This window comes from Methylobacterium sp. 275MFSha3.1 (assembly GCF_900108435.1).
Classification (GTDB): domain Bacteria; phylum Pseudomonadota; class Alphaproteobacteria; order Rhizobiales; family Beijerinckiaceae; genus Methylobacterium.
In genome coordinates this window covers 193,083-206,738 of sequence record NZ_FNWP01000004.1, presented here as the reverse complement: position 1 = coordinate 206,738, position 13,656 = coordinate 193,083, and the positions used below count along the sequence as shown (strand labels likewise).

The following is a 13,656-nucleotide window of genomic DNA, read 5'->3' as shown; positions in this document are numbered from 1 at the left end:
CGCCAGCGCCCGCGGAGAGGCCGTGGAGAAGCGCCACGGCCCCCGGGATCCCGTCGCGCGCCGCCCGACCGATGGTCAGCAGGGACGCGGGCCGCGGTCCGATCGACCCGTAACCGGGCGGCATCCGCGATCCGTCCCTGTCTCCGCCGCTGATTCGCGCCCCTGCAGCCCGTCATCGCGCGGCCGTTCGCAGTCATCGCGGACAGCCTCACGGACCGGAGGCCGAAACTGCGCACTGTTTGCGAGACGCCGCAGGCCTGGCAACTTCATGTTGCCTCGCAAGAACAGAAAATGTTCAAAGAACATCCTAAGATAAAGTATAGACAAAATAGACAGTTTTTGTATAGTTACGCGCCAATCTTGGCACACTCGAAGCAATTCGGCGCATGCTTGGGCGGTAAAATCTGATCCTAGCCTCAGCTTTATCGATGCGCCGGTTTTCATGCCTCGAATTTCGGTACTGGGGGATTCATGAATACCATCGATCTGAACGAAAAGACCTCGGACCTGAACACAGACCTGATCAAGTGCACGGCATCACTGGTCGCGGCCTACGTGTCTCGGAATGCGGTGGGCGTGGGCGACCTGCCGGTTCTGATCGACCAGGTGCACACGGCCATATCGGTGCTGCAGGGCGGCGGCTCGGGATCCGGTCCCGGCTGGACCGGCCCGACGGCGGCGCAGATCGAGGCTTCGATCCAGCAGGACGGCCTGATCAGCTTCATCGACGGCCGGTCCTACAAGACCCTGAAGCGTCACCTCACGGCGCACGGCCTCACGCCGGAGCGTTACCGGGCGAAGTACGGCCTGCCGGCCGACTACCCGATGGTGGCCCCGGGCTACGCCGCCAAGCGCTCGGAGATCGCCAAGGCGATCCAGCTCGGACACAAGGCGGCCTGAGGCGGCCAGGCCCGCACCGCCCTGGATCGGCGGCCCCGTCCGGGCCGCCGCGGGACACGGGCGCGGGAATGCCTGACGGCGGATCGCCCGATCCGCCCGTCCCGGTCTCCGCGCTGGGGTCGGGGGGCCCCCGGGGGGGGCCAGCGCGGAGACCGACCCCGATGACCCGGTGGGGCGGGGCAGGGCGGATCCCGCGAGCGCCCGTCGGCCGCGCGGGCCGCTCAGACCCGGGCGACCGCCAGGGTCCCGTCATCGATGGGGACGAACCGGACGCCCGCCCGGCGCAGCGCCTCGACCGCGTGCAGGCGGGACCGGCTTCCCCGATGCTCGCTGTCCTCTTCCAGACGCCGCACGGTGGAATGCGACAGGCCGCTCGCCTGAGCGAGCTCCATCATCGACCAGTCGAGGAGCGCCCGCGCGGCCCGCAGGTGGTGGCCGCTCACGGAATGCTCCAGCCCCTCGTGCAGGCCGCCGGGGGGCGGGGCGTGGTTGCGGACGGGGTATTTGAGCCCGCAGCGCCCCAGATAGGTCCCGTCCGGATCCCAGACGGGCATCGTGAGGATCCGGAAGTGCCAGAGCTCGCCGTTGGCGAGGCGCTCGTGGGCGCCCCCCTGGAAGAACGCCCGCCGCTCGATCTGCTCCAGGGCCGCCGCCCGGAAGCCCGCGCGCTCCTCGGGAACGATCAGGATATACGGCTCGGCGCAGATCTCCTCCAGCGGGAGCCCGTGGACCTGGGCGACGGCGAACGGGATGTCCCGGACGCGGTCGAGCCCCATCGAGAAGGTCGTGATGTGCTCCGTGAGGTAGAGCGCGCTCTGCCGGCGGCGCTCTTCCTGCCGCAGGCGCGCCAGCTGCTCGCGGTCGCTCACGTCGAGCGCCGTGCCGCTGAGGGCGACGGGCCGCCCCTCCGCCGAGACGCGCACCTCCATCGTCAGCGAGAGCGTGCGCACCGTGCCGTTCGTCCGGATCACCCGGACGATGACCTCGCGGGGCACGTGCCCCTGCCGGATGTCCGCCAGCGCCGGCATGAGAGACCGGTCCTCGGGATGGATCAGGCTCAGCAACAGGTCGTAGCGCGCCTTCGCGGCGTTCGGAACGAGCCCGAGCAGCCGGTAGAACCCGGGCGACCAGACCTGCTCCTCGCCCGCGAAGATCCAGCTCCAGGCCCCACTCACGCCCCGACTTTCCGTGAGAGTCAGGAACTCTCCCGACGAGAAAGTCAGAGCGCTTAAAGCAGTATGGAACATCTCAGCACCGTTCGAACCGTATCACCGTTCCCGCCGCTCGGCCACGAGAATTTTTTCGGCACAACACTTCACCATTCATCCGGAATGTCTTCAGATCCGGCACGTATCTCCATCGAGATGGCGCCCGCGATCGACAAACATCTTGCATCGACATTCCAGCCCGAGGCGGTTTGTTCCCGATCGAACGGATTCGTTCCTGCCGCGCTGTGAACGGAGGTTTCCGGGATCCTCGACCGCATCCCGCCCCTCCGCGCGTTCGGCACACACCGTCACGACAGCAACGCGACCGGATCTCGCTCGATAATGACCGCTGTCGCGAAGGATGTTCTCTGACCTTCGGTGTTTAAGAATGGTGATTTTCCGCTCCGGCATTGAATCGAACTTTAGAAAAGCGCAACCTCGAGATTATATGACGATTCATGCACGCATATTACAGATTTTATTGCGAATTCTATTGATTGCATAGAACACATAATCGGTCATGGTGCGTATATTACAATACGTTTGCCAAATTATCGATATGCAAATCCCACGAAATCGAGCGACTGGCGCGCTGATCCTTGGATCGTCGAGGCTCCTCAGACGGGCGCGCGACGGGGCCACGCGAGCGCGGCCGGCGCGGCGAGGTCGGGACCGGTGGCGATTGACAGGCCGGGCCGTACAATGCGGGGACACGGGGTCGCGCACCGGGAGGAACCGCATGAGGGTCGCCTGCATCGGCGAGTGCATGGTCGAACTGTCCGAACGCCCGGACGGGAATCTGGTCCGGGGCTTCGGCGGCGACACGCTGAACACCGCGCTCTACCTCGCGCGCCTCGGCGTCGCGGTGGACTACGTGACCGCGCTGGGCGACGACATCTGGAGCGACGAGATGGCGGCGGCCTGGGGCCGCGAGGGCATCGGCCTCGACCGGGTCCGGCGCCTGCAGGGCCGGATGCCGGGCCTCTACATCATCCGCACGGATGCCGACGGCGAGCGCAGCTTCCACTACTGGCGCGACCGGGCCGCCGCCCGGGACCTCTTCACCGAGCCGGGCGCCGCCGAGACGGAGGCGGAGCTGGAGCGCTACGACCTCGTCTACCTGTCCGGCATCAGCCTCTCGCTCTACGGCGAGACCGGGCGCGCCGTGCTGTTCGAGACGCTGTCGCGCCTGCGGGAGCGGGGCGGGCAGGTCGCCTTCGACACCAATTACCGTCCCCGCGGCTGGCCCGACCGGGACGAGGCCTGGGCGGCCTTCCGCGCGGCCCTGGACCTCGCCGACGTGATCTTCGCCTCGGCCGAGGATCTGGACTGGCTGTTCGGCGCGGCGGGCGAGGACGAGGTGCTGCGCCACCGCGACCGGGCCGAGATCGTGCTCAAGACCTCGGACGGATCCGGCCCCGTCGCCCGGGTGCTGCACGGCCGGGCCGACACCGCGGTGTCGGCCGGGCGGGCCGCGCGGGTCGTCGACACGACGGCGGCGGGCGACAGTTTCGCGGCGGGCTACCTCGCGGCGCGCATCGCCGGGCTGGCACCGGAAGCCGCCGCCGCCGAGGCGCACCGCCTGGCCGGGGCGGTGATCGGGCATCGCGGCGCCGTGATTCCCCGGGACGCGATGCCGGTCCCCGCCGCCCGACCGCCGGGTGCGGACGCCTGAGGGAGGCGGGGCCGCCCTTGAGGCGGACAAGCGCAACCGCTACCTCTCTGCCAGCGGGGGACGGCTCCCGCAGCGTCATCGCCGCGCGTGGTGCGGCCGAGAGGGCACCCGTGGCGCCGATTCCCCCGCCGATCCAGGTTCCCGAACCCGACGCCGCGGCGGGCGGCGGCGCGCCGAAGACGCGGGTCAGCGCGCGCGGCCGGCTGCGCACCTATTTCCTCACCGGAATCATCGTCGCCGGCCCGCTCGCCATCACGGCCTACATCACGTGGTGGTTCATCGCGCTGATCGACTCGTTCGTGAAGCCGCTGGTGCCGGCGAGCTACCTGCCGGACCATTACCTGCCGTTCTCGATCCCGGGCCTCGGCCTCGTGATCGCGTTCCTGGCGGTGACGCTGCTGGGCTTCCTCACGGCGAACCTCGTCGGACGCTCGGTGATCGAGTTCGGCGAGGTCCTGCTGGCGCGGACCCCCGTGATCTCCGGCCTCTACAAGGGCCTGCGGCAGATCTTCGAGACGCTGTTCTCGGCCAACGGCACCTCGTTCCGCACGGTGGGGCTCGTGGAGTTCCCCGTGAAGGGCACGTGGTCAGTGGTGTTCCTGTCCGCCCCGGCGGCCCACGAGGTCGAGGGGGCGCTGCGGGCCCGGGGGGCGCCGGCGGACGACCTCGTCGGCGTCTTCCTGCCCTGCGCGCCCAACCCGACCACGGGCTTCTTCTTCTACCTGCCGCGCGCGGAGGTGGTGGAGCTCGCCATCAGCGTCGACGACGCCGCCAAGCTGGTGATGTCGGCCGGGGTGATCCAGCCGGAGGACCCGCAGGGCCGCCTCAACGCCATGGCGGCCACCTTGCGGACGGCCCAGCAGGCCGGCGGACCGCTGCCCCGCCGGGAGCCGCAGGACGCGTGATGCGGCGCCCGGTCGCCGGCTTCGTCGCCGTCTCGGCGGCCTGAGCCACCCCGTCTCGCGCCACGGTGCAGGACGTCCCGCTGCCCCGGGTCGCTGCGCTGCGCTCGCGATGACGGCAGCGTCGACCGGAACCGTCGAAGCGGGGACGACCTCCGGGTCCGCTCAAGGGGCCGTCCCCGAGGCGCCGGCGCGCGATCCAGGCCTCCTGCGCGCCGAGCTCACCGCTCCTCGGCTTGCGGGAGACCGTGGGATTGGCGGCCATCGTCCACGAGAAAGGCCGCCCCGCGCGCGCGGGACGGCCCTGAAATGATCAGACTGCTATCGGCTCAGCGCTGCAGCGAGGCGGTCTGCGGCGCGATGGTCGGCGGCGTCGCCTGCGCGACCGTCACGGCGCTGCGGGGCGCCGTCGGGCCCCAGCCGGAGGCGCATTGCAGGGTGAGGGCGAGGCCCAGCGCGATGCAGAGCCCGTTAGCGGCCAGCCAGAAGGGCCGGGACGCCCGACGCACGGCGGCCTGCAGCTCGTCCGCGGTCTTGCCCGCCGCCTCGGCGGCGCGATCCGAGATCGGCAGGAGCCAGGGCTCGGTCGGCAGGGCGTGGGCACCGGCCATCTCGTGGGAGCCCGGCAGGCCTTGGAACAGTCCGTTCGACATGTCCGTCCTCCAGATTCGTCCGTGATGTCCCGGCTTACCGGGCCATTCGTTCATCTCCAGTTAAGGGAAGAATATGGCTGATGCAAGGTCACGAGGCCTGTCCGGAGCCTCCCGGACCGCCCGTACGGCGCCGCCAAGCTTCCGCGCGATCCCGTCAAACCTCTGAAACGAAACACTTTTCCAGAGAGCCTGTGACATCGGCGCATCGGAGTACCGATCCGGTCGCGCGGCGGCGATTCCGGATCCGGCCGTTCAGGAAGGCCGGACTTTCCTGAACGAATCCGTTCAGGAAACCGTTCATCCGGCCCCGATCAGCCGGATCGCGGCCTCCCGCTCGAACAGGTAGAGCAGCACCCGCAGCGCCTGTCCCCGCGGACTCTTGAGGCCGGGATCGCGCTCCACGATCATCCGCGCGTCGTCGCGGGCGGCCTCCAGCAGGGCGGCGTCGCTCTCCAGCCGCGCCAGCCGGAACGCCGCCATGCCGGATTGGCGGGTTCCGAGCACCTCGCCCTCGCCGCGCAGCTTCAGATCGGCCTCGGCGATGCGGAAGCCGTCCTCGCTCGCGCGCATCATCTCCAGCCGGGCCCGGGACACCTGCCCGAGGGGCCCCCGGTAGAGCAGCAGGCACGAGGAGGCCTTCGAGCCGCGCCCGACCCGGCCGCGGAGCTGGTGCAGCTGCGCCAGCCCGAAGCGCTCCGCGTGCTCGATCACCATGATGGTGGCCTCGGGCACGTCGACCCCGACCTCCACCACCGTGGTCGAGACCAGGAGCTCGGTCTCCCCGGCGGCGAACCGCGCCATGGCGGCGTCCTTCTCGGGGCCGGGCATCTTGCCGTGGATCAGCCCGACCGCGTCGCCGAAGTGCTTCCGCAGATCGTCGAAGCGCTCGGCCGCGGCGGCGAGGTCGACGAACTCCGATTCCTCCACCAGGGGGCAGATCCAGTAGACCCGCTCGCCCCCGGCGATCGCGCGCGCCAGCCCGGCCACGACCTCGTCGATCCGCTCGGTCGGCAGGGTGATCGTCCGGATCGGCTGGCGGCCGGCGGGCTTCTCGTCGAGGATCGAGACGTCCATGTCGCCGAAGAAGGTCAGCGCCAGGGTGCGGGGGATCGGCGTCGCGGTCATGACCAGGAAGTCCACCGCCTCGCCCTTGGCGCCGAGCGCGAGGCGCTGGTGGACGCCGAACCGGTGCTGCTCGTCCACCACCGCGAGGCCGAGGTCGCGGAACGTCACCGCCTCCTGGAACAGGGCGTGGGTGCCGACGAGGATATCGATCTCGCCCGCGGCGAGGTCGGCGAGCGTGCTTTTCCGCTCCGCGGCCCGGTCGCGGCCGGTCATCAGGCGCAGGCGCAGGGGACCGGCCAGCGGTCTCAGCCGCTCGAAATGCTGCCGCGCCAGGATCTCGGTGGGCGCCATCAGGGCGGCCTGACGCCCGGCCTCGACCGCCGAGGCCATGGCGAGCAGGGCCACCGCGGTCTTGCCCGCGCCGACATCGCCCTGGAGCAGGCGCAGCATCCGCCGGGGCGCCGCGAGGTCGGCGCGGATCTCCGCCACCGCCCGGCTTTGCGCGCCGGTCAGCGCGAAGGGGAGGGCGGCCTCGAGGCGCCCGCTCAGGGCGCCGTCGCCGGCATTGACCCGGCCGGCCTTGCGCCGCTGGCGGGCGCGCAAGAGGGCAAGCGCCAGCTGCGAGGCGAGGAGCTCGTCGTAGGCGAGCCGCTTCCGGGACGGCGTCGCGGGCGGCGGCTGGAGCGGGTCCTCGGCCTTCGGGGGCGCCTCCTCGGGGCGGTGCTCGAGGCGGAGCGCGTCCGCGAAGGCGGGCAGGCGGTTCCGCTCCAGCCAGGCCGCGTCCTGCCATTCCGGCAGGACCGGCAGCCGGTCGAGGGCCGCGACCGCGAGCTTGTTGATCGCCCGGGAGGTCAGCCCCTCGGTGGCGCCGTAGACCGGCTCGACGGCGGGGAGTTCCGCGAGGCCCGCCTCGTCCACGATCCGCGACGGGTGGACCATCTGGCGGGTGCCGTCCCAGAGGTCGATCCGGCCGGTGATGTAGCGGTGCGACCCGAGCGGCAGCATCTTCTCCACCCGGGCGCGGGGCATGCCGAAGAAGACCAGGGAGATGTCGCCGGAGGCATCCTCCACCAGCACCCGGTGCGGGCGCCGGCCGGGCCCGGCCTGGGCCGGGCGGTGCGCCACCACGGTGACGCCGATCGTCACCGGCTCGCCGGTGGGGGCCTCGCTGATCGAGCCCATGAGCTTCCGCGCCACGCCGCCCTGGGGCAGGTGGAACAGCAGGTCCACGACCCGGGCCTCGCGCTCGGGGGTGCCGAGCAGCTTCTCGATGAGCGGCGCCATCTTCGGCCCGATCCCCGGCAGGGCGCGGGCCGGCGCGAAGAGCGGGTCGAGGATGCTCGGCCGCAGGGGCGGGGCGACGGCAGGCGCGGGGGCGGCCTCCGCCGCCGGCGCCTCGGCCGCGTCGGAATCCTTCAAGGCCGGGTCCTGAGTCGCGCGTGCATCTGTCATGGCGGTTCGGCGGACATGGTGCCGGAGGCGCCTTATCATCCGGTGCATCCCGGCGCGCCAGTGCGGCAGGATGGAGACCGAACCCGGAGACCGAATCCATGGCCCGCGACTTCCTGCCGGGTTTCGACCGGCACCGGATCGAGACCGCGCCCGGCGTGACGATCAACGCCCGCTCGGCCGGGTCCGGGCCGCCGGTGCTGCTCCTGCACGGCCATCCGCAGACCCTGTCGACCTGGCTCCACGTCGCGCCGCGCCTCGCCGAGCGGCACGCCGTGGTGGCGATGGACCTGCGCGGCTACGGCGATTCGGCCAAACCCCCGGGCGGCGAGCGCCACGTCGCCTATTCCAAGCGCGCCATGGCGGCCGACGCGGTGGCGGTGATGCGGGCGCTCGGCCACGAAAGGTTCGCGGTGGTCGGCCACGATCGGGGCGGGCGCGTCGCCCACCGCCTCGCCCTGGATCATGCGCAGGCCGTGGAGCGGATCGCCGTGTTCGACATCGCGCCGACCGCGACCATGTACGCGCGCACCGACAAGGATTTCGCCACACGCTATTTCTGGTGGTTCTTCTTCATCCAGCCCTATCCCCTCCCGGAGACGCTGATCGGGGCCGATCCGGAATACTTCCTGCGCCACCACGTCGAGGGCCAGTCGAAGACCCCCGGCTCGACCCCGCCGGAGCTCTTCGCCGAGTACTTGCGCTGCTATTCCGACCCGGCGTGCCGCCACGCGATCTGCGAGGATTACCGGGCGGCCGCCGGGATCGACCTGGAGCACGACGCGGCCGATGCCGAGGCCCGGATCACCGCGCCGCTGCTGGCGCTCTGGGGCGCGAAGGGCGTGGTCGGCCGGACCTACGACGTGCTGGAGACGTGGCGCGAGAAGGCGACCGACGTCTCGGGCCGGGCGCTGGATTGCGGCCACACCCTCCAGGAGGAGCGGCCGGACGCGGTTCTCTCGGAGCTTGCGGCGTTCCTGGGTTGACGGGCTGCGGCGCCGTGGCCCCGCGTCGCCGGTCTTGGCAGATCCGCTGAAAAGCGCAGATACGAGACGTGCCGGGCTCGCGAACAGCGTCCCCGGTTGATGACTTCGACACCGCCGTCATCGCGAGCGGAGCGAAGCGACCCAGGGTGGCACCACGCTTCCTGACGTCCCGCTGCCCCGGGTCGCTCCGCTCGCGATGACGGGGCCGCGCATCAACCGGAACCTTGGGAAGCCCGACGCCACACTGTCCCGAGTGGGACGCGTCGATCGTGCAGGACACCATGCCGGAGGACACAAACACCGTCTTCGAGGTCGCCGTGGTCGGGGCCGGGGCCGCGGGGCTCGCCGCCGCCCTGGCGGTCGCCCGCGAAGGGATCCCCACGGCGCTGGTCGGGCGCCACGCCCCGGTGGCGGACGGACGGACCGTCGCGCTCCTCGACGGGTCGGTGCGCTTCCTGGACGCGCTCGGCGCCTGGGAGGCGGCGGCGCCGCACGCGAGCCCGCTCTGCACGCTGCAGATCGTCGACGACACCGGCAGCCTGTTCCGGCCGCCGCCGGCGCGGTTCCGCGCCGCCGAGATCGGCCTCGACGCCTTCGGGTGGAACGTCGAGAGCGCCCGCTTGGTCGAGAGCCTGCGCGCCCGCGCCCGGGCGCAGGACAACCTCACCCTGGTCGAGGCGGACGCCGCCGGCGCCGTGCCCGGCGAGGCGGCGGCCCGCGTCGCGCTGGCGGACGGGCGTGCCGTCGAGGCCCGGCTCGTGGTGGGGGCCGATGGGGCCCGCTCGCCGCTGCGGGCCGCCAGCGGCGTCCGCGTGCGCGACTGGACCTACCCGCAGAGCGCCATCACCACGATCCTGGCCCACGCGCGCCCGCACCGCGACGTCTCCACCGAGTTCCACACCCGGTCGGGGCCCTTCACCCTGGTGCCGCTGCCCGGCGGCCACCGGTCCAGCCTCGTCTGGGTGACCGGGGAGGGGGCGGCCCGGCGGCTCGCCGCCCTCGACGACGCGGCGCTGGGGCAGGCGGTGGAGCGGCAGGCCCGGGCGATGCTCGGCGCCATGCGGGTCGACGGCCCCCGCGGCCTCGTGCCGATGCGCGGCCTCGCGGTGGCGACCCCCGTGGCCCCGCGGCTGGCGCTGATCGGGGAGGCGGCCCACGTCTTCCCGCCGATCGGCGCGCAGGGGCTCAATCTCGGCCTGCGCGACGCCGCGACCCTGCGCGACGCGGTGCTGGCCGCCGCCCGCGACCGCCGCGATCCCGGCGCGCGCGCCGTGCTCGACGGCTACGCGCGGGCGCGCCGCGTCGACACGGCCGCGCGCACCGCCGCGGTCGATCTCCTCAACCGCAGCCTGCTCACCGACCTGCTGCCGGTCGACGCGCTGCGCGGTCTCGGCCTGCTGGCGATGACGCAGCTCGGACCGCTGCGGCGCCTGGTGATGCGGGAGGGCGTGCTGCCCCGGATCGGCGCACCGGAGCTGATGCGCGCGGCGCGCTAGGACCGTTCCCGATCGTCTCGCGCCAGCGGCGCCCCCTTTCCCGCGCGGGAGAGGGGATCCGCGCCTCGTGCGGCACCGGCAGTGACAGGGAGCAGTGGGACGGCGTTTCCCGGAGGCGGACTCAGTCCCGACGCGAGCGCCCGGACGCCGCGACCTCGGCGCGCGCCGGAGGGGGCCTCAGAGATCCGGCTGGGCGGCGACGTAGGCGCCGAGCCGGGTCGCGAGATCGACCGGGCCGCCGCCTCGGGCCTCGCCCGAATCACCGATGAGGATCACCGGGATGCCGCGCTCGCGCAGCTGGCCGCGGAGGCGGGCCGCGCGGCGGGCGTAGGCGGGATTCCGGCGGGTGGGCGCCTGGAGCAGCACGGCCGCCGGACGGGCGATCACGGTCAGGACGTCGTCGGCCGCCTCCATCGAGGCGGTCACGCTCGCGTATCCGAGGCTGGCCAGCTCGCCCGAGAGGGACCGGTCCACGGCGCGGACGCCGTCGTCGACCACGAGCACTTGTTGCAGCGCACCCATAAGCTTGAGCGGTACTCCATCCCGGACGGCTTGGAAAGATAGCCGTCACGACAATCCGATGCAGAACCCGCGAAGAGGCGGATCGGATCCGTCGGTTCGTGTGCAGATGCGAGATTATCCGCGCCGCCTGAGTGCCGGATGAACCGGCGATCGTCCGCCGTTCAGGCGGAGGGGACGGTCGCGACGGTGGCGGCGATCACCGCGACCGCCCCGTTCGCGCCCCCGTCCGCGCGCCCGTCCGCGCGGAGCGGGCGGAAGCCCGTGCTTCGCCACGCCAGGGGGTCCGTCGCCGGGATCGCGCCGCGGGTGAGCGGGGAGGCCGCGCAGGCCGCCCCCCGGCAGGCGAGGTCGCCGTCGGCGCCGGCGGCGAGGTCCAGGAGGTCGCGGGGCAGGAAGGCCTGCCCGGGCTCGGCCAGGGTCGCGGCGAGGTCGTCCGGGCCGGGGCGGGTCAGCACGAGCGCCTCACCCAGGACCAGCGAATCGAGGCGCTGCGGGCCCGCGGGCCCGGCGCCCCGCGGGGTCAGCCGGGCGGGCGCGCGGTGGACCACGTCGAGGACCCGGACGGTCCAGGGCAGCGGCAGGGCGGCGAGGGCCGATTCGACCCGCGCCGGGACCACCAGCCGGGTCGGAACCGGCCGCAGCAGGGCGGCGCGGAACCCGGTCTCGTCGAAGGGCAGAACGGTCTCCAGGCCGGCGCCGGCCGCCAGGGCGGTGCCCAGGCCGGTCACGAGGCCGCGCAGGTCGTGGCCGGGCAGGAGCGTCAGGACCCGCTCGTCCGCGGTCAGGGGCAGCGCGTCGAGATGGGCGGCGACCGCCGCCGCCAGCGCCGCGGCGGTGCGGTAGACCGGCCGGCCGGGATCGCCGCCCGCGAAGGTGACGAGGCCGCGGCCCGGCGCCGGCTCGACCACGCCCCGCTCCAGGGCCATCGCGTCGAGGCTGATCACGCCGTCCGGCACGCTCGGGCCGAAGGCCGCGAGGTAGCGCAGGGCGAAATGGCGCATGGCCGCGCGGGTGAGGTCCTCGGCGGGCCGGCGCGCGCCGCGGCGGCCCTCCGTCAGCACGGCCACGAGGCCCGCGGCCTCGATCCCGGCGGAGAGCTCCGCCTCGTCCCAGAGGGCGGGCATCGCGCAGGGCAGGTGGCCGGCCGCCTCGACGGCGAGGTGGGCGAGGGCCGATTCGGCACCGCCCGAATACCACAGCCCGATCCGGCTGCCGGCCGGGAGCCGCCACGCGGCGATCCCGCGGGCGAGCCGCCCGACGATCTCGGCGGCGGCCGCGTAGGTCCAGGTGATGGACGGGCGCCCGCACCACGCGACCCGGTCCCCCGAATCACGCAGGAGGGTGCGCTGCGGGCCCGCCAGGGCGGCGGCGAACAGGCGGGTCGCGAGACCGTCGGACAGGCGTCCGGACAGGACTCCGGACAGGCCGTCGGGCGCGTCCTCGGATCGCGCGGACGCGTCCGGTGCGGCGTCTTCCGCCCACTCCGCCACCGCCAACGCGCTCAAACCCGCCGCCCCCGCCGATCCTGCAGAACGCCTATCATCTCGGCCCGACAGGGTTAACCGACCGCTAAGAGCGGCCGCGCCGCCGATCGCTGCCGGAGGGCGTCCGGAAGGCCTTCGGCGGCGTCCGGCGGCGCGGCCCGATCACGCGCTCGTGCCTCGCGGCCGCGCAACGTCGCGCTTGCGGCCGGGCGGATGGGAGCCTATCGGGGGCCGGGCGCGGTCGGGACGGTTCCGACAGCTTCCCCGGCCGCGGTGTCATGCCTTCGCCTCATTCGAGGGGAAAGGCAGGCCGCCCGGTCGCCGGGGAGAGGGATGCGCGCAGACGGCGCCCGTCCCGCCCGATGGCCGGACCGATTCATCCGGAGTTCCGGGCGGCGCGCCAACGCGGCGGGCAGCCGGACGCTCCGGCGGACCTGCCGCCAGGCCGGCTCCGCATCCTGCCAGCCACACCACGTCTCTTCCAAGGGGTCAGAGCCGATGTCCTTCACCCGCACCGCGACGCTCGCCCGCGCCGCCCTCCTCGGCCTCGCGGGCCTCGGTCTCGCGGCCGCGCCGGCCCTGGCGCAGCCGAAGAAGCCCGCCGCGCCCGCGCCGGCCGCCCCGGCGCCGACCGCCCCGGGCACCCCCGCGGCCAACACCCCGGCCGCCCAGACGGGCCCGCAGATCGTCGCGGTGAAGTCCGAGCCGAGCCAGGCCGACTGGACCAAGGTCTGCGGCAAGGACCAGGGTTCGGGCACCGACATCTGCTACACGACCCGCGACTTCGTGTCCGACCAGGGCCAGCCGGTGCTGGCCGTGGCGGTCTACGAGATGAAGAACGCCGCCCAGAAGCAGGAGGTGCGCGTGGTGCGCTACCTGCTGCCGCTCGGCCTGCTGCTGCAGCCGGGCATCCGCTTCAGCGTCGACGGCCAGGCGGCGACCGCCGGCCGCTTCGCGGTCTGCTTCCCGAACGGCTGCTTCGCCGAGGCCGGCGGCGTCGATGCCGGCGTGATCGCCGCGATGAAGAAGGGCACGACCCTGAACGTCTCGGTTCAGAACCAGACCCAGCGCGAGGTCACCTTCGCGGTGCCGCTGGCCGGCTTCGGCAAGGCCTTCGACGGCCCGGCCATCGACCCGAAGGTCCTCGAGGAACAGCAGAAGAAGCTCCAGGCGGAGCTGGAGAAGCGCTCCGAGGATATGCGCAAGAAGCTCGAGCAGCAGCAGGGCGCCGCCCCGGCCGCCGGCGCGGCTCCGGCGCCGGCCCCGGCCGCCAAGTAAGCGCCATCGACCCGCCGCGCGGCGGGTCCGTACCGGGG

Annotated in this window: 12 protein-coding genes; 7 read left to right on the top strand and 5 right to left on the bottom strand. The window is 72.9% G+C overall.

The annotated features are described in order from the left end of the window. The first annotated feature begins 471 nt into the window (after window positions 1-471). A complete protein-coding gene (locus BLW78_RS05925) occupies window positions 472-900 on the top strand; it encodes a Ros/MucR family transcriptional regulator (protein WP_020093268.1) in 429 nt (142 codons plus the stop codon). Window positions 901-1,121: 221 nt separating this feature from the next. Here the strand turns inward: BLW78_RS05925 and BLW78_RS05920 are convergent, their stop codons facing one another. Further along, window positions 1,122-2,075 carry a PAS domain-containing protein gene (locus tag BLW78_RS05920; protein ID WP_244526800.1) on the bottom strand — a complete coding sequence of 318 codons (954 nt, stop codon included), beginning with the start codon at window positions 2,073-2,075 and terminating at the stop codon, window positions 1,122-1,124. 63 nt (window positions 2,076-2,138) lie between these two features. Between BLW78_RS05920 and BLW78_RS31285 the strand changes: the two genes are divergently transcribed. The 3 genes from BLW78_RS31285 (at window position 2,139) to BLW78_RS05910 (ending at window position 4,688) form a co-directional block, all read left to right on the top strand. Further along, entirely contained in the window at window positions 2,139-2,357 is a 219-nt protein-coding gene (locus BLW78_RS31285) for a hypothetical protein (RefSeq protein ID WP_170855092.1), read from the top strand. 490 nt (window positions 2,358-2,847) lie between these two features. Beyond that, the gene (locus BLW78_RS05915; RefSeq protein ID WP_091677536.1) at window positions 2,848-3,783 is read left to right on the top strand and encodes a sugar kinase; all 936 of its coding nucleotides are present in this window, start codon (window positions 2,848-2,850) and stop codon (window positions 3,781-3,783) included. A 119-nt stretch (window positions 3,784-3,902) separates the two neighbouring features. Continuing rightward, entirely contained in the window at window positions 3,903-4,688 is a 786-nt protein-coding gene (locus BLW78_RS05910; protein ID WP_234083002.1) for a DUF502 domain-containing protein, read from the top strand. 326 nt (window positions 4,689-5,014) lie between these two features. Here BLW78_RS05910 and BLW78_RS05905 read toward each other — a convergent pair whose 3' ends face one another. Both BLW78_RS05905 and recG read right to left on the bottom strand, forming a co-directional pair. Next, complete coding sequence (locus BLW78_RS05905) at window positions 5,015-5,338, bottom strand: hypothetical protein (protein ID WP_012318646.1); 324 nt, start codon at window positions 5,336-5,338, stop codon at window positions 5,015-5,017. Between the two features lie 297 nt (window positions 5,339-5,635). Then, on the bottom strand, window positions 5,636-7,855 hold the full coding sequence (gene recG / locus BLW78_RS05900; protein WP_244526793.1) for an ATP-dependent DNA helicase RecG: 2,220 nt from the start codon (window positions 7,853-7,855) through the stop codon (window positions 5,636-5,638). A gap of 98 nt (window positions 7,856-7,953) precedes the next feature. Here recG and BLW78_RS05895 point away from each other — a divergent pair, with 98 nt between their 5' ends. Both BLW78_RS05895 and BLW78_RS05890 read left to right on the top strand, forming a co-directional pair. After that, window positions 7,954-8,838 (top strand): alpha/beta fold hydrolase, encoded by an 885-nt coding sequence (locus tag BLW78_RS05895; protein WP_091677531.1) that lies wholly within the window; start codon window positions 7,954-7,956, stop codon window positions 8,836-8,838. 281 nt (window positions 8,839-9,119) lie between these two features. Next, entirely contained in the window at window positions 9,120-10,334 is a 1,215-nt protein-coding gene (locus tag BLW78_RS05890) for a UbiH/UbiF family hydroxylase (RefSeq protein ID WP_091677528.1), read from the top strand. A gap of 177 nt (window positions 10,335-10,511) precedes the next feature. Here the strand turns inward: BLW78_RS05890 and BLW78_RS05885 are convergent, their stop codons facing one another. Then, window positions 10,512-10,856 carry a hypothetical protein gene (locus BLW78_RS05885; protein WP_020093275.1) on the bottom strand — a complete coding sequence of 115 codons (345 nt, stop codon included), beginning with the start codon at window positions 10,854-10,856 and terminating at the stop codon, window positions 10,512-10,514. A gap of 161 nt (window positions 10,857-11,017) precedes the next feature. Further along, a complete protein-coding gene (locus BLW78_RS05880; RefSeq protein WP_244526792.1) occupies window positions 11,018-12,361 on the bottom strand; it encodes an AMP-binding protein in 1,344 nt (447 codons plus the stop codon). Window positions 12,362-12,838: 477 nt separating this feature from the next. On the opposite strand from BLW78_RS05880, the gene BLW78_RS05875 reads away from it, so the two are divergent. After that, complete coding sequence (locus BLW78_RS05875) at window positions 12,839-13,618, top strand: invasion associated locus B family protein (RefSeq protein ID WP_020093277.1); 780 nt, start codon at window positions 12,839-12,841, stop codon at window positions 13,616-13,618. Window positions 13,619-13,656 lie beyond the last annotated feature (38 nt).